Origin of the sequence: Novosphingobium sp. GV079, from assembly GCF_003058045.1 — a bacterium.
GTDB lineage: Bacteria > Pseudomonadota > Alphaproteobacteria > Sphingomonadales > Sphingomonadaceae > Novosphingobium > Novosphingobium capsulatum.
Genome location: NZ_QBUE01000005.1, coordinates 299,378 through 316,528 on the forward strand (window position 1 = coordinate 299,378; position 17,151 = coordinate 316,528).

16 protein-coding genes and 1 riboswitch are annotated in these 17,151 nt (G+C 65.6%); of the genes, 11 read left to right on the plus strand and 5 right to left on the minus strand.

Going from position 1 to position 17,151, the window contains the following annotated elements:
- Positions 1-389: 389 nt before the first annotated feature.
- Both C8K14_RS09285 and C8K14_RS09290 read right to left on the minus strand, forming a co-directional pair.
- Complete coding sequence (locus C8K14_RS09285) at positions 390-836, minus strand: hypothetical protein (RefSeq protein ID WP_107716533.1); 447 nt, start codon at positions 834-836, stop codon at positions 390-392.
- A 146-nt stretch (positions 837-982) separates the two neighbouring features.
- Entirely contained in the window at positions 983-2,650 is a 1,668-nt protein-coding gene (locus tag C8K14_RS09290; protein WP_107716446.1) for an NAD+ synthase, read from the minus strand.
- Positions 2,651-2,821: 171 nt separating this feature from the next.
- On the opposite strand from C8K14_RS09290, the gene C8K14_RS09295 reads away from it, so the two are divergent.
- Positions 2,822-3,757 (plus strand): ribose-phosphate pyrophosphokinase, encoded by a 936-nt coding sequence (locus tag C8K14_RS09295; protein ID WP_022676495.1) that lies wholly within the window; start codon positions 2,822-2,824, stop codon positions 3,755-3,757.
- Positions 3,758-3,781: 24 nt separating this feature from the next.
- On the opposite strand, the gene C8K14_RS09300 is transcribed toward C8K14_RS09295, so the two are convergent.
- Entirely contained in the window at positions 3,782-4,726 is a 945-nt protein-coding gene (locus tag C8K14_RS09300; protein ID WP_107716447.1) for a helix-turn-helix domain-containing protein, read from the minus strand.
- Between the two features lie 151 nt (positions 4,727-4,877).
- Here C8K14_RS09300 and C8K14_RS09305 point away from each other — a divergent pair, with 151 nt between their 5' ends.
- The 3 genes from C8K14_RS09305 (at position 4,878) to C8K14_RS09315 (ending at position 7,827) form a co-directional block, all read left to right on the plus strand.
- Positions 4,878-5,669 carry an inositol monophosphatase family protein gene (locus C8K14_RS09305; protein ID WP_107716448.1) on the plus strand — a complete coding sequence of 264 codons (792 nt, stop codon included), beginning with the start codon at positions 4,878-4,880 and terminating at the stop codon, positions 5,667-5,669.
- Positions 5,670-5,695: 26 nt separating this feature from the next.
- Complete coding sequence (locus C8K14_RS09310; protein ID WP_107716449.1) at positions 5,696-6,466, plus strand: SDR family NAD(P)-dependent oxidoreductase; 771 nt, start codon at positions 5,696-5,698, stop codon at positions 6,464-6,466.
- A 77-nt stretch (positions 6,467-6,543) separates the two neighbouring features.
- The gene (locus C8K14_RS09315; protein WP_107716450.1) at positions 6,544-7,827 is read left to right on the plus strand and encodes an amidohydrolase family protein; all 1,284 of its coding nucleotides are present in this window, start codon (positions 6,544-6,546) and stop codon (positions 7,825-7,827) included.
- A 138-nt stretch (positions 7,828-7,965) separates the two neighbouring features.
- Here the strand turns inward: C8K14_RS09315 and bfr are convergent, their stop codons facing one another.
- A complete protein-coding gene (gene bfr / locus C8K14_RS09320) occupies positions 7,966-8,445 on the minus strand; it encodes a bacterioferritin (protein ID WP_022676500.1) in 480 nt (159 codons plus the stop codon).
- Between the two features lie 97 nt (positions 8,446-8,542).
- Complete coding sequence (locus tag C8K14_RS09325; RefSeq protein ID WP_022676501.1) at positions 8,543-8,722, minus strand: bacterioferritin-associated ferredoxin; 180 nt, start codon at positions 8,720-8,722, stop codon at positions 8,543-8,545.
- Between the two features lie 143 nt (positions 8,723-8,865).
- Positions 8,866-8,977, plus strand: a riboswitch (SAM-I-IV-variant riboswitch).
- Positions 8,978-9,049: 72 nt separating this feature from the next.
- Here C8K14_RS09325 and C8K14_RS09330 point away from each other — a divergent pair.
- The 7 genes from C8K14_RS09330 to C8K14_RS09360 all read left to right on the plus strand — a co-directional run bounded on the left by C8K14_RS09330 (position 9,050) and on the right by C8K14_RS09360 (position 17,085).
- The gene (locus tag C8K14_RS09330) at positions 9,050-9,946 is read left to right on the plus strand and encodes a homoserine O-succinyltransferase (RefSeq protein WP_107716451.1); all 897 of its coding nucleotides are present in this window, start codon (positions 9,050-9,052) and stop codon (positions 9,944-9,946) included.
- 261 nt (positions 9,947-10,207) lie between these two features.
- Positions 10,208-10,411, plus strand: coding sequence for a 50S ribosomal protein L35 (rpmI, locus tag C8K14_RS09335; RefSeq protein WP_022676503.1), 204 nt, complete (start codon positions 10,208-10,210; stop codon positions 10,409-10,411).
- 12 nt (positions 10,412-10,423) lie between these two features.
- Entirely contained in the window at positions 10,424-10,786 is a 363-nt protein-coding gene (rplT, locus tag C8K14_RS09340) for a 50S ribosomal protein L20 (RefSeq protein ID WP_022676504.1), read from the plus strand.
- 235 nt (positions 10,787-11,021) lie between these two features.
- Positions 11,022-12,122, plus strand: a complete 1,101-nt coding sequence (gene pheS, locus C8K14_RS09345; RefSeq protein WP_107716452.1) for a phenylalanine--tRNA ligase subunit alpha — start codon at positions 11,022-11,024, stop codon at positions 12,120-12,122.
- Positions 12,119-14,509 carry a phenylalanine--tRNA ligase subunit beta gene (gene pheT / locus C8K14_RS09350; RefSeq protein ID WP_107716453.1) on the plus strand — a complete coding sequence of 797 codons (2,391 nt, stop codon included), beginning with the start codon at positions 12,119-12,121 and terminating at the stop codon, positions 14,507-14,509. Before pheS ends, pheT begins: the two co-directional genes overlap by 4 nt.
- A gap of 152 nt (positions 14,510-14,661) precedes the next feature.
- The gene (locus C8K14_RS09355) at positions 14,662-15,549 is read left to right on the plus strand and encodes an aldose 1-epimerase family protein (RefSeq protein ID WP_107716454.1); all 888 of its coding nucleotides are present in this window, start codon (positions 14,662-14,664) and stop codon (positions 15,547-15,549) included.
- Between the two features lie 12 nt (positions 15,550-15,561).
- Positions 15,562-17,085 (plus strand): peptide chain release factor 3, encoded by a 1,524-nt coding sequence (locus C8K14_RS09360; RefSeq protein WP_107716455.1) that lies wholly within the window; start codon positions 15,562-15,564, stop codon positions 17,083-17,085.
- The last annotated feature ends 66 nt before the right edge of the window (positions 17,086-17,151 follow it).

Here is a 17,151-nt window from a genome sequence, read left to right on the forward strand (position 1 = left end):
AACGCAAACAGCAGAAACCCCGTCGGGCAACCGGCGGGGTTTTTGTTTGGCCCTGGTGTGTGAGTGTGTGTGTGTGTGCAGCGAAGCTGCTTGGATTTTTTCACACGAAGCCACGAAGACACGAAGAAAGGAAAGACTGGCGCAGCCAGAACGTCACCCTTCGTGTCTTCGTGTCTTCGTGTCTTCGTGTGAAAAAGGTTACGTCGCCACATTCGATGCTCAAGACAGGGAAAGCTGGCCGAGAAGCAGAAGTGCGGACGAGAACCATGGCCGCATCGCGTTCCATGTTCACAAAAGAAAGGCCCGTTCCGGGCCGGCTTCCGGCGCTGCCAGGGCAGGAGCGGGGCACTGCAGCGCCGGGGGAGTGCCGGCCCGGAACGGGCACGCGGTTACGCGCTGCGTCCTGACAGCAACGCGGCCGCGTGTTGGGTGGCGTGGTAGAGGCCGTCCTGCCGGTCGGCCCGAACGAACCCCTGCAGCATGCCGGCAAAACCCTCGTTATCGGCCAGCAGGGCATGGCGCACCATGGCCGCCAGCGTTGCCTCGTCGGGCGTCATGGTAAGCTGGCACGGACGGTTGACGAGGAAGCGTTCGGGCCAGGTGCGGATCACGCGGCGCACCAGCGCATGGACTGCGGCGGCGGTTTCGATGCTGCGATAGCGTTGCGCCAAGTCGGGGATAGGGTCGCGCCCCGCGCGCTCGAACAGGGCCGACAGGCGCATGGCCATGACCACGTGCAGGGCTGTCAGGGACAGTGCCCGCACATCCTGGGGGCGGGCCAACGCGGCAATCGTGGCCGCAGCCGATGCAGTGGTCGAAGTGGACAAGAGCGGCACTCCTTTTTGAGAACGATTCGCAGCGTACGGCGGCGGCCCCGCATCGTCAATGCGAATCATTCGCAAAAATGGCACGCTTGAGCGCAACAACAAACGCCGGCCACCCCAGGGGCAGCCGGCGTCTGGAAACGTAGCGTGAAAGGATGTCAGGCCGTGCGGAAGCCCTGCGTGATCGGATAGCGCCGGTCCCGGCCGAAATTCCGCATGCCCAGTTTCACCCCCGGCGGGGCCTGGCGCCGCTTGTACTCGGCTAGGTGCAGCAGCCGTTCGATGCGTTCCACCGTGGCCCGCTCGAACCCTTCAGCGGTGATCTGCGATACGCTCTTTTCGTGCTCCACCAGGCCCAGCAGGATGGCATCGAGCACGTCATAGGGCGGCAGCGAATCCTCATCCTTCTGGTCGGGGCGCAGTTCGGCGCTGGGCGGCTTGGTGATGATCCGCTCGGGCATCACCGGCCCGTCCGGTCCCATGCCGATGCGTGGGCGGTGTTCATTGCGCCAGCGCGAGAGGGCAAAGACCGTGGTCTTGTAGGCATCTTTGAGCGGGTTGTAGCCGCCGTTCATGTCACCATAGATGGTGGCATAGCCCACGCTCATCTCGCTCTTGTTGCCGGTGGTGACCAGCATTGGCCCGAACTTGTTGGACAGCGCCATCAGCGTGGTGCCGCGGATGCGCGATTGCAGGTTTTCCTCGGTCAGGTCGGGCTCTCGCCCGGCAAACAGCGGCGCCAACATTTCGGTAAAGCCGTCCACCGCCGGCGCGATCGGCACGGTATCGAGCCGCACGCCCAGCATCTGGGCACAGCCTGCGGCATCGTCCAGGCTTTCCTGGCTGGTATAGCGGCTGGGCAGCATCACGCACCACACCCGATCAGCGCCCAGCGCATCGACCGCGATCGCCGCGCAGAGCGCCGAATCGATCCCGCCGGAAAGCCCGAGCAGCACGCCGGGAAAGCGGTTCTTGTTCACATAGTCGCGCAGCGCCATGACCATGGCGCAATAAATATCTTCGGGATGCTCGGTTGGCTCGGCAACCTCGGCTGCCTGGCAGCGCCAGCGGTGGCCGTTGCCGAACGGCACCTTGTTCCACACCGTTTCGACCACGGCCTCTTCCCATTCGGGAAGCTGCGCCCACAGCGCGCCTTCGGGGCCGACGACGAAGCTGGCACCATCGAAAACCACCTCGTCCTGGCCGCCGACGCGGTTGACATAGGCGAGCGGAATGCCGGTATCGATCGCGCGGCGCTTGGCCACGCCATCGATGCGCAGCACGTCCTTGTCGATCTCGTAAGGGCTGCCGTTGACGCACAGGAAGATTTCCGCGCCCAGCTGCGCCAGGTGGCGGCACACGTCGGGATGCCAGATATCCTCGCAGATCGGCAGGCCCAGCACGGCGCCGCGAAACGGCACCGGTTCGGGCAGCGGGCCGGGCAGGAACAGGCGCTTTTCATCGAACGTGCCATAGTTGGGCAGCTCGTACTTGAAGCGCGTGGCCACGATCTTGCCGCCATCGAGCAGCGCCACGCCGTTGTGCAGCGCGCCGTCGCGCACGAACACCGATCCCACCAGCATCGCCGGGCCGCCATCGGCGGTGGCGCGCGCCAGCTGTTCCAGTTCCACCGCCGCGCGTTCGATCAGCGCGGGTTTCAGGATCAGGTCTTCGGGCGGATAGCCGATCAGCTGCATTTCGGGAAAGACGATCAGGTCGCTGCGCGGCGCCTTTGCCCGCACCTCCAGCATCGCGGCGGCGTTGGCGGCAAGATCGCCAACCCTTTGGTTGAGTTGTGCAAGCGTGATGATCAGTGTGTCGGCCATGGCCAGACCCTAGGCGGCATCAGCCATGGCGGGCAAGGGGTGCTGTGCCGTGGTGGAGCGCAAAACGGCCTGTTTGCGGCGCGTTTGGGACGCTGGGGCGTTGCAAAACTGTCATCTTGGGCTAAGGGCGGCGCGAGGATCAGGATCACCAAAGGACTCGAGGGAAACGCCATGAAGATCATGTCCGGCAACGGCAACCTGCCGCTGGCCCGCGCCATTGCGGCCTATCTGGAACTGCCGCTGACCGACGCCTCGGTGCGCCGCTTTGCCGACGAGGAAGTCTTCGTGGAAATCCACGAGAACGTGCGCGGCGAAGATGTCTTCCTGGTGCAGTCCACCAGCTATCCCGCCAACGACAACCTGCTCGAGCTGCTGATCTGCATCGATGCGCTGCGCCGCGCCTCGGCCAAGCGGATCACCGCCGTGGTGCCTTACTTCGGCTATGCCCGCCAGGACCGCAAGCCGGGGCCGCGCACGCCGATCTCGGCCAAGCTGGTGGCCAACCTGATCACCACGGCCGGGGCCGATCGCGTGCTCGCGGTCGATCTCCATGCCGGGCAGATCCAGGGCTTCTTCGATATCCCGACGGACAACCTGTTTGCCGCCCCGGTCATGGCCGCCGATATCCAGACCCGTTACGGCGGGCAGGAACTGATGGTTGTCTCGCCCGACGTTGGCGGCGTGGTGCGCGCCCGCGCCCTGGCCAAGCGGCTCGACAACGCGCCGCTGGCCATCGTCGACAAGCGTCGCGATCGTCCCGGCCAGTCCGAAGTGATGAACATCATCGGCGACGTGAAGGGCCGCATGTGCATCCTGATCGACGATATCATCGATTCGGGCGGCACGCTGTGCAACGCGGCGCAGGCCCTCATGGATGCCGGTGCGGCCGGGGTCGCGGCCTATATCACCCACGGCGTGCTGTCGGGCGCGGCTGTGGCCCGCGTCGGCAATTCGGCGCTCAAGGAACTGGTGATCACCGACACCATCCTGCCGACCGAAGCGACCAAGGACTGCGACAGCATCCGCATCCTGACCATCGCTCCGCTGATCGGCGAGGCGATCCGCCGCATTGCCGACGAAAGCTCGGTCTCCAGCCTGTTCGACTGATCCCGCGCGATCCGGTCCTGGGTATTACTGCCAGGGCCGGATGCCGCCCGGTGCAATCCGCTCGGTCATTTCCAGGCGGCGCGCCTGGCGGGTTTCCAGCGACAGCGTCATCAGCGGCTGCGCCAGATCGACGAACTGGCGCGGCGACATGCTGAACATTGCGGTGAATTCCCGGATCAGATGGCTCTGGTCGTAATAGCGCAGCGCCAGGGTTTCCCCTTCCGCATCGTCGGCCACGCCGCGCAGGTGGCTCGCCATGTCGAGCGCGCGGGCGCGGCGCAGCACCTGCTTGGGCGTCATGCCGAAATCGCGCCGCACGATCCGCTCCAGCCGGCGCTGCTCGATCCCGCATTGCTGGGCAAATTCGCCCACGCCGATGGCGGGGTTGGCCAGCGCTGCCGCTTCGAAACGGGCGGAAACCGCATCGGGTTCTGCTGTGCCGCGCCAGGCGATCACCGCGCGCAGGGCCTCTTCCATCGCCTGGCACCAGTCTTCGGGCGAGGCGGCCGGATCGAACATCTCCAGCCAGTGATCCGGGTTCAGGCCCAGCTGGTCGATCGTGGCAAAGCGGTCGGTCAGTTCGGCCTCGGGCAGGCGGGCCAGAACGTGGGCCGCGCCCGGACGCAACACGGCGCCCACGCTGGTAAAGCTGCCGGTTACGCCCACGGCCATGCGCTGGGTATTGGGGCCAAACACCAGCGCCGCCCGGCCCAGCGCGCGCAAGCCATCGCGGGTCTGCGCCGTCCATTCCCCGCGCAGTTGCACGCGGATGCAGGCGGTATCGGCCAGCAACCCGCATTGCAGGGCATGGCCCGCCGGGGCATCGACCACGGTGACATAGAAACGGCCGATCCACGGCGCCAGGTCGGGCGCTGGCGCGCGGTTGTAAGACAGTGGCTGCCCCTGGCGGGTGAATCCCGCGGCCGGCGCAATCGCCCGGTCCACAGCCGGCCTGATCTGGCGACTCATGCTTGCTTTGCCCCCTGAATGCCCTGCTTGCTCTCTTGTCCGCCTTTCGCAAACCTCAAATGTTGCATCCTGCCCCTGTACTGCCGCCGTGCCGCACCGGGCCGGAGCAACGTTCTTGACCGCTTCGGCCCGATCGGCAAAGCACTGGGCCATGAAGCTCGATGACGACATTGCCCTGGCCCACCGCCTGGCCGACGCTGCCGGCGCCGCGATCCGGCCCTATTTTCGCAGCGTGACCGCCGAACGCAAGGGGGATGCCACGCCGGTGACCCTGGCAGACCGCGCGGCAGAAGAGGCGATGCGTACCATTCTGGCCGCAGAGCGCCCTGATGACACCGTCATCGGCGAGGAATTCGGCACGCGCGAGGGCACTTCGGGCCGCAGCTGGGTGCTCGATCCGATCGATGGCACGGCCGGCTTCCTCGCCGGGCGCGCGCTGTTCGGCACGCTGATCGCGCTCTTGGTCGATGGCTTTCCGGTGATGGGCGTGATCGACCAGCCGATTGCCAACGAACGCTGGCTGGGCGCCTCGGGCCGCGAAACTACGCTCAACGGCCAGCCGGTAAAGACCCGCCCCTGCCGCGAACTGGCCGAGGCGACGATCGCCACCACCGGGCCGCACTATTTCAGCCAGCATGAAGGCGATCACTTCATGGCGCTGGCCGGCCAGACCGATTACCGCCGCATGGTGATGGGTGGCGATTCCTACAACTATGCCATGCTCGCCACTGGCCAGCTCGACATCGTGTGCGAGGCGGGCCTCAAGCTGCACGATTGGGCCGCGCTGGTGCCAGTGGTCGAAGGGGCCGGCGGCACGATGTCCGATTGGAATGGCGATCCGCTGCATATCGGTTCGGAAGGCCACGTCCTTGCCTTGGGCGATCCGGCACGGCTGGAAGATGCGATCGAAGCGCTGGCCGCAGGGCATAGCCACCGGCACTGAACGGCTTTGGCCGCGTTGTGCCTGGCATGACGACCGCTGCATCCACCATCGTGATCACGGGCGCGGGCGCCGGTATCGGCCGGGGTACCGCCTTGCACTTTGCCGCACTCGGCTGGCGCGTGGTCGCGCTTGATCGCGATGCCAAGGCGCTCAAGGAACTGGGGGCCATGCTGCCGCGCGGGCAGGGCTTGACGATCGCTTGCGAAGTGGGCCGGGAAAAGCCCGTGGCCCGCGCCTTTGCCCGCATTGCCGCCTGGGCAGGCGATGGTATCGATTGCCTGGTCAACAACGCCGGCATCGCCGATCCCTATTGCGGCCCGCTGGAAGACCTGGCCCTGGCGGACTGGCAGCGCTGGATCGATGCTTCGCTCACCGCCGCGTTCCTGTGCAGCCGTGCGGCCCTGCCCTTGCTGCAACGGCGCAGCGGCGCCAGCGTGGTCAACATCGCGTCAACGCGGGCCTTGCAGTCCGAACCCGATACATATGCCTATGCTGCGGCCAAGGGCGGCCTCTGCGCGCTCACCCATGCCATGGCGGTGGGGCTGGGGCCGAAGGTGCGGGTCAACGCCGTGCTGCCGGGCTGGATCGAAACCGGCCCTTGGCAGCGCGCCGACCGCGCCCATGAACCCGATCATCGCGCGGTCGATCGGGAGCAGCATCCTGCCGGGCGTGTTGGCACGGTGCAGGACATTGCCACCACCATTGCCTGGCTCGCCAGCCCGGATGCCGGCTTCGTCACTGGGCAGCAGATCGCGGTGGACGGCGGCATGACCCGCAAGATGATCTACGCCGAATGATGGCGGCCGATTAGACACTTGTTCAATATCGTTACCCATGCAACCTTGCCCACCATCCCCCAACAAGAGGATGGTGCATGACAACGATAAAGAGCGTGGCGCTGGGAGCGGCCGCGCTGGTGGCGCTGGCAACCGGCAGCGCGCAGGCCAAGACCGTGGTGGTGCGCGCCGCGCACATGATCGACGTGCTGGCGGGCAAGCGGGTCGATGGCGCGCAAGTGGTGATCACCGATGGCCGTATCACGGCTGTTGGCAAGAGTGGCGATGCTGTGCCCGCCGGGGCCGAAGTGGTCGATCTGGGACAGCGCACGCTGCTGCCCGGCCTGATCGATATGCACGTGCACCTGACCGGCGATCCCACGCTCAGCGGCTATCGCGGACTGGAGTTCACCGACAACCTGTCCACCGTGATCGGGGTGGCCAATGCCCGCAAGACGGTGGAAGCCGGCTTTACCACGGTGCGCAACGTCGGCTCGGCCAACTATGACGATGTCGCGCTCAAGCAGGGGATCGAACTGGGCTATGTGCCCGGGCCCCGCATCGTGCCGGCGACCTATGCCCTGGGCGCCACGGGCGGCCATTGCGATTCTACCGAATTCCCGCCCTCGATCACCGTGCCTTCGCCGCAGATCGCCAACACGCCCGAAGAGTTCCGCGCGCTGGTGCGCAAGGTGCGCAAGTATGGCGCCGAAGTGATCAAGATCTGCGCCACCGGCGGCGTCTTTTCCAAGACCGATTCGGTCGGCGCCCAGCAGATGAGCTTTGACGAATTGAAGGCCGTGGCCGACGAGGCGCACATGCTCGGCATGCGCGTGGCGGCCCATGCCCATGGCAAGGCTGGCATCAACGACGCGCTGCGCGCCGGGATCGACACGATCGAGCACGCCAGCCTCGCTGACGAGGAAAGCTTCAAGCTGGCCAAGGCCAAGGGCGCCTGGCTCGACATGGATATCTACAACGACGACTATATCCTGGCCGAAGGCGAGAAGAACGGCGTCTTCCCGGAAAGTCTGGCCAAGGAAAAGATGATCGGCCGCAAGCAGCGCGAAACCTTCCGCGCAGCCCATGCTGCCGGGGTCAAGCTGCTGTTCGGCACCGATGGCGGCGTCTATCCCAACGGCTACAACGCGCGCCAGTTCGCCAAGATGGTGGAATGGGGCATGACCCCGATCGAGGCGATCCAGGCCGCCACCAAGAGCGCCGCCGAAGCGCTCGACCGCACGGCTGACGTGGGCGCCATTGCCACGGGCCGTTATGGCGATCTCATCGCCGTCGACGGCGATCCGCTGGCTGACGTGCGCACGCTGGAACACGTCGCTTTCGTGATGAAGGGTGGCGAGGTGGTGAAGCCGGCGCAGTAAGCAACAAGCCCTCCCCTAACCCCTCCCGCGTGCGGGAGGGGGATTTGAAGCTGCGCTTCGGGGCTATCCTTCAAAACTCCCCTCCCGCCTGCGGGAGGGGCTGGGGGAGGGCATGTTCCCCGACCAAGCCCCGAAAACTTAATCCTCCGCCGCCTGGCTGTTCAACTGGATATAGTTGTGGATGCCCATCTGCTTGATCAGATCAAGCTGGGTTTCCAGGGTATCGATATGCTCTTCCTCGCTTTCGAGGATCTTTTGCAGCAGATCGCGGCTGACATAGTCGCGCACCGTCTCACAATGGGCGATGCCGTCTTTCAGCAGCGGCACCGCCTCGTATTCCAGGGCGAGGTCGGCCTTGAGCACTTCCTCCACCGACTCGCCCACTTTCAGACGGCCCAGCGCCTGGAAATTGGGCAACCCATCCAGGAACAGGATGCGATCGGCCAGGAGATCGGCGTGCTTCATCTCGTCAATCGATTCGTGCCGTTCGAAATCAGCGAGCTTCTTCACGCCCCAGTGCGAGAGCAGGCGATAGTGCAGCCAGTATTGGTTGATCGCGGTCAGTTCGTTGAACAGGGCCTTGTTCAGAAACTCGATGACCTTGGCATCGCCCTTCATGGCCGAACCTTCCTATGCCGTTGAACTGGAAGGCAGGGTAAGCGAGCGAGGGAGCCGGGGCAATGCGCAGTTGCGCCGCGCACCACGGTCCGCCTTATCACGCCATCGCGCAGGCGCGCTCGTCGGCCACCACGTCGTCGGCATCGTCCAGGCACTGTCGGCACTGTGCCTGGCAGCCCAGCGTTCCATAGAGCGCTTCGGCATCGCCGCGGGCGTGGCAACGGGCGGCCTGGCGCAGATCTTTCTCGCGGATGGCATTGCAGATGCAGATGTACATGGCGCTGAGTGCTTTCGCTCATGAGAACGATTCGCAAGGTAATGCGATTCATTCTCATGAGCAAGGGGTAAAGCGATCCTTGCCGCCGGTTCCGTAGCGTTCCGGGCACGCCTTGCAATGCGCATGGGCGCCCGCTACATGGGCGCCAGCATCGAGAGTTGGGGGCGACGCCCCAACGCCAACCTGCCGGTTTCCGGGCAAGGTGGCGCTCCCTGACGGGAGGATGTGGCCGATCCGGCAACCAAGCGGAGCAAGCCCCAGGCGTCTTTCCCTCCTCTCGCGCTGTACAGGATTTGGCTGTGCAGGATTTGAAGGAAAGCTACGCCCGTGCCGATCAGGATCGCCGATAACCTCCCCGCCCGCCGCACGCTGGAAGCCGAAGGCGTGATCGTGATGGGCGAAACCGAGGCCGCGCGGCAGGATATCCGCCCCTTGCGCATCGCCCTGCTTAACTTGATGCCCGACAAGATCACCACCGAAACCCAGGTGGCGCGCCTGCTTGGCGCCACGCCACTGCAGATCGAGCTGAAGCTGGTGCGCCTGTCGGGCCATGTCAGCAAGACCACCTCGGCCGGGCATCTGGCGGAATTCTATTCGCCGTTTTCCGCCGTGCGCGCAGAGCGCTTCGATGGCCTGATCGTCACCGGCGCGCCGGTCGAAACGATGGACTATGGCGAGGTGACCTATTGGGACGAGTTGCGCCAGATCTTTGACTGGAGCCAGACCCACTGCCACCGCCTGCTGACGATCTGTTGGGGCGCCATGGCGGCGCTGGCGCATTTCCACGGGGTGCCCAAGCATGCCCTGGGGGCCAAGGCGCATGGCGTGTTCGATCACGTCAACCGCGCCCCGGCCAGCCCCTGGCTGCGCGGCATGTCTGACGTGGTGCCCGTGCCGGTTTCGCGCTGGAGCGAGATTCGCGCCGCAGACCTGCCCGCCGGCCTTGCCGTATTGCTCGACAGTGAAGAGGTCGGGCCGTGCCTGGTCGATGATCCGGCCCATCGTGCCATCCACATGTTCAACCATCTGGAATACGATACGCTCACGCTCGATACCGAATATCGCCGCGACGGCGAACGGATCGTGCCGCGTCACTATTATCCGCACAACGATCCGGCCCAACTGCCGCGCAACACCTGGCGCACCTATGGCCACCAATTGTTCGGCAACTGGATCAACGAAGTCTATCAGACCACGCCGTTCAATCTGGACGATATCGGCTGACCTGTTGCCCCTCCGTCAGGCCTGCGGGCTGCCACCTCCCCGCCAAGCGGGGAGGACCTTCCTTATCCTCCCCACAGCGTGGGGAGAGGGACCGCCCGCGCAGCGGGTGGTGGAGGGGCAGTTCCCCACCCGCCCGAATCAAGTTGCCAAACCGGCCCACCCTCGTTAAGGGCCGCCCCTTCAATCCACGCGGATCTGCGTTCCTGCCTGGCCACATAGGGCTGCCACGGCAGGTACACCGCGTCGAACAAGGAGACGAAAATGCCCAAGCTCAAGACCAAGAGCGGTGTGAAGAAGCGCTTCAAGCTTACCGCTACGGGCAAGGTGAAGCACGGCGTGGCCGGCAAGCGCCACCGCCTGATCAGCCACAACGCCAAGTACATCCGCCAGAACCGCGGCACCGACGTGATCTCCGACGCTGACGCGAAGGTGATCAAGAAGTGGGCGCCCTACGGGCTGAACTGAGGAGGCTGATCCATGTCCCGTATCAAGCGCGGCACCACCACGCGTGCCAAGCATAAGCGTATTCTCGACCAGGCCAAGGGTTACCGCGGCCGTCGCAAGAACACGATCCGCGTTGCCCGCCAAGCCGTTGAAAAGGCTGGTCAGTACGCGTACCGCGACCGCAAGGTCAAGAAGCGCACGTTCCGTGCTCTGTGGATCCAGCGCATCAACGCGGCCGTCCGCGCTGAAGGCCTGACCTATTCGCAGTTCATCCACGGCACCAAGCTTGCTGGCATCGAACTCGATCGCAAGGCCATGGCGGATCTCGCCATGAACGAAGGCGGCGTGTTCGCGGCCGTGATCGCCCAGGCCAAGGCTGCCCTTCCGGCCGCCTGATCGCCATAGCGATACAGCTTTGCAAGGCGCTCGTTCCGAAAGGAGCGGGCGCCTTTTGCTTTTGGGGGTTTCCGCGAACATGCCCTCCCCCAGACCCTCTCCCTCAGGCGGGAGGGGGAGAACAACCAGACTCCCCTCCCGCTTGCGGGAGGGGTTGGGGGAGGGCATGTTGCCACTCCCCAACACACGCAACCCATCTTCCCTTCTGCCCCGCAAAGCGCTAGCGGCAGGCGCGATGGAACAGCTAGACCAACAGCAGGCCGAAACGCTTGGCGCCATTGCCGATGCCACCACGCTCGATGCGCTGGAGGCGATCCGCGTGTCCGCGCTTGGCAAGCAGGGCTGGGTTTCCGCCCTGCTCAAGATCATGGGCCAGTTGAGCCCGGAAGAGCGCCAGGCCAAGGGCCCGCAGATTCACGGCGCGCGCGAGGCGGTGACCACTGCGCTTGCCGCCCGCAAGGCTGCGCTGGAAAGCGCCGTGCTCGATGCGCGCCTGGCGGCCGAGGCGGTAGACCTGTCGCTGCCCGCGCCGGAAAGCCCGCGCGGCAGCGTCCATCCAGTCAGCCAGGTGATGGACGAACTGGCCGAAATCTTTGCCGACATGGGCTTTGCCGTGGCCAGCGGCCCGGAAATCGAAGACGATTGGCACAACTTCACTGCGCTCAACATGCCCGAAACGCATCCGGCGCGGGCGATGCACGACACGTTCTATTTCCCGGACAAGGACGGGCAGGGGCGCGACATGCTGTTGCGCACGCACACCTCGCCGGTGCAGATCCGTGCCATGCTGAAAGACGGTGCGCCCTTGCGCATCATCGCGCCGGGCCGCGTCTATCGTTCTGACAGCGACGCCACGCACACGCCGATGTTCCACCAGATCGAAGGCCTGGTGATCGACAAGGGCATTCACCTGGGCCACCTCAAGTGGACGCTGGAAACCTTCCTCAAGGCCTTCTTCGAGCGCGACGATATCGTCCTGCGCCTGCGCCCCAGCTATTTCCCGTTCACCGAACCCTCGGTGGAAGTGGACGTGGGCTATACGCTGGTGGGTGGCAAGCGCGTGGTCGGCGGCAGCGGCGATGCGCCGGGCGGCGGCTGGATGGAAGTCTTGGGCTCGGGCATGGTCAACCGCAAGGTGATCGAATTTGGCGGGCTCGATCCCGATGAATGGCAGGGCTTTGCCTTTGGCACCGGCGTCGATCGCCTGGCCATGCTCAAGTACGGCCTCGATGACCTGCGCGCCTTCTTCGATGGCGATGCCCGCTGGCTCGGCCACTATGGATTCGGGGCGCTCGACGTGCCCACCCTTTCGGGCGGCGTGGGAGTGAAGCCGTGAAGTTTTCCCTGTCATGGCTCAAGGCCCTGCTCGATACGCAGGCGAGCGCCACCGAGATTGCCGAAAAGCTCACCAGCCTGGGCCTGGAAATCGAAAGCGTGACCGACGCGTCGGCCGCGCTCAAGCAGTTCCGCGTCGCCCGCGTGCTGACGGCGGAAAAGCATCCGCAGGCCGACAAGCTTCAGGTGCTCAGCGTCGATCTGGGTGACGGCTCGCCGCTCCAGGTGGTTTGCGGCGCACCCAATGCGCGCGCGGGCCTGGTTGGCGTGCTCGGCCTGCCAGGCGCAGTCGTTCCGGCCAATGGCATGGAACTGCGCAAGAGCGCGATTCGCGGTGTCGAATCCAACGGCATGATGTGCTCCACCCGCGAACTGGGCCTGGGCGAGGAACACGACGGCATCATCGAACTGCCCGAAGACACCGCGCTGGGGCAATCGTTTGCCGACTATATCGGGTCTGACCCGGTGTTCGACGTGGCGATCACGCCCAACCGCCCCGATTGCATGGGCGTCTATGGCATTGCCCGCGATCTGGCGGCGGCCGGCATCGGCACGCTCCGCGCCATCGACGTGGCCCCGGTGGCCGGCACCGGACCGTGCCCGATCGACATCCGCATCGAGGATGCGGCCGGCTGCCCGGCATTCTATGGCCGCGTGATCAAGGGTGTGACCAACGGCGCCTCGCCGCAGTGGCTGCAGGACCGGCTCAAGGCTGCCGGCCAGCGCCCGATCTCGGCACTGGTGGACATCACAAATTACGTCATGCTCGGCTATGGCCGCCCGGCCCATGCCTATGACCTGGCCAAGCTGACCGGCGCCGTCACCGCCCGGCTGGCGCGCGAAGGCGAAACCGTCGTCGCGCTCAACGGCAAGGAATATGTGCTCCAGCCGTTCATGACCGTGATTGCCGACGACGCTGGCGTGCACGATATCGGCGGCATCATGGGCGGCGAGCATTCCGGCTGTTCGGAAGCGACCACCGATGTGCTGCTCGAAGTGGCCTATTTCGACCCGGCGCATATCGCCCGCACCGGGCAGGCGCTGGCGCTGGCCAGCGACGCACGCGGCCGGTTCGAGCGCGGGGTCGATCCTGCGTTCCTCGATACCGGCATGGACCTTTTGACCGCGCTGATCCTCGAGATCTGCGGCGGCCAGGCCAGTGAAGTGGTGCGCGTGGGCGTGGCCCCGGTGGTGCAGCGCAGCCTGGCCTATGATCCGGCGCTGGCTGGCCAGTTGGGCGGCGTTGCCGTGGCCCAGGGCGAACAGAAGCGCATCCTGGCCGCGCTAGGCTTTGGCGTGGACGCGGATTGGACCGTCACCGTGCCGACCTGGCGCCCTGACATCGCCGGCGCGCCAGACCTAGTGGAGGAAGTGATCCGCGTGCACGGCCTCGATGCCGTGCCGTCTACCCCGCTGCCGCGCACCGATGGCGTGGCACGGCCCACTGCTACCCCGGTGCAGATGCTTGAACGCCGCCTGCGCCGCGCCGCGGCCGCGCGTGGGCTGCATGAGGCGGTGACCTGGTCGTTCCTGCCCCCGGCCCAGGCCGAACACTTTGCCGATGGGCAATTCGTGTGGACGCTGGCCAATCCGATCTCGGAAGACTTGAAGGCGATGCGCCCCTCGCTGCTGCCCGGCCTGCTGGCGGCGGCACGGCGCAATTGCGATCGCGGCGCGGCCAGCGTGCGCCTGTTCGAAATCGGCCGCCGCTATCTGCGCGCCGACGATGGCAGCAGCGATGAACGCCTCAGCCTGGCCGTGGTCCTGGCCGGTGAGCGCACGGCGCGTGGCTGGGCCAGCGGCAAGGCGCAGCCTTTCGACGCGTTCGATGCCAAGGCCGAAGCCATGGCCCTGCTGGCCCAGGCCGGCGCTCCGGTGGAGAACCTGCAGGTGATGGGCGAGGCGGGCAGCCAGTTCCATCCCGGCCAGTCGGCCACGCTGCGCCTTGGCCCCAAGCAGGTTCTGGCGCGGTTCGGCATGATCCATCCCGCCACGGCCAAGGCCTTTGGCCTGGATGTGCCGGTTGCGGTGGTCGAATTGTTCCTCGATCGCGTGCCGGCGAAGAAGGCTGCGCCGGGCTTTGCCCGTCCGCACTTTGCCCCGCCCGCGCTCCAGGCCGTGACGCGCGACTTTGCGTTCCTGGTCGATGCCAAGGTGCCGGCGGGCGACGTGCTGCGCGCGGTCAAGGGCGCGGACAAGGCCAGCATCGTCGCTGCCCGGGTGTTCGACGATTTCCGCGGCCAGGGCGTTCCCGAAGGCCAGCGCAGCTTGGGCCTAGAGGTGACGCTGCAACCCGGTGACAAGAGCTTTGACGAAGCCGCCCTCAAGGCGATTTCTGACAAGATCGTGGCCGCTGCGGCCAAGCAGGGCGGGGTTCTGCGCGGCTAGGGCAGCCTTTGGGGCTTCGACAGGCTCAGCCCGAACGGGGTTTTCAGGTTTTGCCTGTGTCCGTTCGCCCTGAGCTTGTCGAAGGGCACTCGCGCAACGCCTGATCATACCGCACTTGCGAAGAGCGCGCGCTCTGGCCATACCCTGTGGCCATGACCCAGCCTGCTCTTGTCACGATCGCGTCCGAGACGCTGACCGCCGCGATCAATCCGCTGGGGGCAGAGCTGTGGTCGATCACCGACCGCGCCGGGCAACAGTGGATGACCGATGCCGATCCGGCGTTCTGGACGGGCCATGCCCCGGTGCTGTTCCCGATCGTCGGCTCGCTGGCCGGCGATACGCTGCATCACGCTGGCAAGGCCTATACGCTGCCGCGCCATGGCTTTGCCCGCCGGTCTGATTTTGCGCTCGTCGCCCATGATGGCGCCACGGCGCATTTCCGCTTGCAGGATTCGGAAGAAACGCGCGCGGTCTATCCGTTTGCTTTCGTGCTCGACCTGGCCTTTGCCGTGGAAGGCGCCACCCTGGCGGTGACTGCTACGGTCAGCAATCCGGGCAATGAAACGCTGCCGTTCAGTTTTGGCTATCACCCCGCCTTTGCCTGGCCGCTTCCAGGCAGCACTGACAAGCACGCCCACCGCCTGGTCTTCACCAAGGACGAGCCAGAGCCGATCGCGCGGGTCAACAAGCAGAGCGGGCTGGTGCTGGAACGCCGCTATGCCACGCCGGTGCGCGGCCGCATGCTGCCGCTGCGTGAGCAACTGTTCACCAACGACGCGGTGATCTGGACCGACCTCGCCAGCCGCGCGCTGACCTATGGCGTGGAAGGCGGCCCGGCACTCGACGTGGCGTTCCCCGACATGGCGATGCTGGGCCTGTGGCAGGTGCCCGGGGCGCATTACATCTGCATCGAGCCCTGGGCCGGCCATGCCGATCCCGAAGGCTTTGCCGGCGATATCACGCAAAAGCCGGGCATCGTCCTGCTTGCCCCGGGCGAGAGCCGCAGCTTCCGCATGGACGTGACCGTCAGGGGCGGCTAAGCGGCGCGGACTATGTCCAATCGCCGCACCTTTGCCATCATTTCCCACCCCGACGCGGGCAAGACCACGCTGACGGAAAAGCTGCTGCTGCAAGGCGGCGCCATCCACCTGGCTGGCGAAGTGAAGGCGCGCGGCCAGGCGCGGCGTGCCCGGTCTGACTGGATGAAGATCGAGCAGCAGCGCGGCATTTCGGTGACCTCTTCGGTGATGACGTTCCAGAAGGACGGCACCGTCTTCAACCTGCTCGATACCCCGGGCCACGAAGACTTTTCCGAAGACACCTATCGCACGCTCACCGCGGTCGATTCGGCGATCATGGTGATCGACGCGGCCAAGGGGATCGAGCCGCAGACGCGCAAGCTTTTCGAAGTGTGCCGCATGCGTTCGGTGCCGATCATCACGTTCGTCAACAAGGTGGACCGCGAAGGCCGCCCGGTGTTCGAAACGCTTGACGAGGTGGCCGATGCCCTGGCGCTCGACGTTGCGCCGATGAGCTGGCCGGTGGGCATGGGCGGCATCTTTGAAGGCGTCTATGACTTTGCCAGCGAAACCATTGCCCGCCCCGAAGGTGACAGCCGCGAGTTCCTGGGCAAGCGCGATCCGGCCGCCGGCGCCATTCCCGATGAATTTGCCGAAGAGATCGAGCTTGGCCGTGAAGGCTATCCGCAGTTCGACCTGGCCGCCTATCGCCATGGCGACCTGACGCCGGTCTATTTCGGATCGGCGCTCAAGAACTTTGGCGTGGCCGAACTGATCGCCGCGATCGACCGCTTTGCCCCGCCGCCGCGCCCGCAGGCCAGCGACCAGGGCACGATCGACCCGACGCGCGAGGACGTGACCGGCTTCATCTTCAAGGTGCAGGCCAACATGGACCCGCAGCACCGTGACCGTATCGCGTTCATGCGCATGGTATCGGGCACGTTCAAGCGCGGCATGAAGCTGACGCCTTCGGGGCTGGGCAAGCCGATCGCGGTGCATTCGCCGATCCTGTTCTTTGCCCAGGACCGCGAGATTGCCGACAGCGCCGAAGCGGGCGATATCATCGGCATTCCCAACCACGGCACGCTGCGCGTGGGCGATACGCTGTCGGAAAAGAACGACGTGCGCTTTACCGGGCTGCCCAACTTCGCGCCCGAAATCCTGCGCCGCGTGGTGCTGAAAGACCCGACCAAGACCAAGCAATTGCGCAAGGCACTCGACGATCTTTCCGAAGAGGGCGTGATCCAGGTGTTCTACCCGGAAATCGGCTCACAGTGGATCGTTGGCGTGGTCGGGCAGCTGCAGCTCGACGTGCTGATCAGCCGGCTGGAAGCGGAATACAAGGTCGAGGCCGTGCTCGAACCCTCGCCGTTCGATACTGCGCGCTGGCTCAAGGGCACGCCCGAAGCCTTGCGGGCCTTTGCCGATTTCAACCTGTCGAACCTGGCCAAGGACCGCGATGGCGATCCCGTCTTCATGGCGCGCTCGGCCTGGGACGTGAGCTATCAGCAGGAACGCAACCCCGGCCTGGCGTTCAGCGCAACCAAGGAACGTTAAGACCCTGTTTGTGATCGGGTAACGCGGATTTGGCGGCATCATCCCTCGGGTGCCGTCCGCGCAAAT

Excerpts from the sequence above, each read along its gene's own strand:
- C8K14_RS09315 (WP_107716450.1), top strand. The coding sequence starts at position 6,544 with ATGACAACGATAAAGAGCGTGGCGCTGGGAGCGGCCGCGCTGGTGGCG.
- pheS (WP_107716452.1), top strand. The coding sequence starts at position 11,022 with ATGGAACAGCTAGACCAACAGCAGGCCGAAACGCTTGGCGCCATTGCC.
- C8K14_RS09325 (WP_022676501.1), bottom strand. The coding sequence starts at position 8,722 with ATGTACATCTGCATCTGCAATGCCATCCGCGAGAAAGATCTGCGCCAG.
- C8K14_RS09360 (WP_107716455.1), top strand. The coding sequence starts at position 15,562 with ATGTCCAATCGCCGCACCTTTGCCATCATTTCCCACCCCGACGCGGGC.
- rplT (WP_022676504.1), top strand. The coding sequence starts at position 10,424 with ATGTCCCGTATCAAGCGCGGCACCACCACGCGTGCCAAGCATAAGCGT.
- rpmI (WP_022676503.1), top strand. The coding sequence starts at position 10,208 with ATGCCCAAGCTCAAGACCAAGAGCGGTGTGAAGAAGCGCTTCAAGCTT.
- bfr (WP_022676500.1), bottom strand. The coding sequence starts at position 8,445 with ATGAAGGGCGATGCCAAGGTCATCGAGTTTCTGAACAAGGCCCTGTTC.
- C8K14_RS09355 (WP_107716454.1), top strand. The coding sequence starts at position 14,662 with ATGACCCAGCCTGCTCTTGTCACGATCGCGTCCGAGACGCTGACCGCC.
- C8K14_RS09295 (WP_022676495.1), top strand. The coding sequence starts at position 2,822 with ATGAAGATCATGTCCGGCAACGGCAACCTGCCGCTGGCCCGCGCCATT.
- C8K14_RS09310 (WP_107716449.1), top strand. The coding sequence starts at position 5,696 with ATGACGACCGCTGCATCCACCATCGTGATCACGGGCGCGGGCGCCGGT.
- C8K14_RS09305 (WP_107716448.1), top strand. The coding sequence starts at position 4,878 with ATGAAGCTCGATGACGACATTGCCCTGGCCCACCGCCTGGCCGACGCT.
- C8K14_RS09300 (WP_107716447.1), bottom strand. The coding sequence starts at position 4,726 with ATGAGTCGCCAGATCAGGCCGGCTGTGGACCGGGCGATTGCGCCGGCC.
- C8K14_RS09290 (WP_107716446.1), bottom strand. The coding sequence starts at position 2,650 with ATGGCCGACACACTGATCATCACGCTTGCACAACTCAACCAAAGGGTT.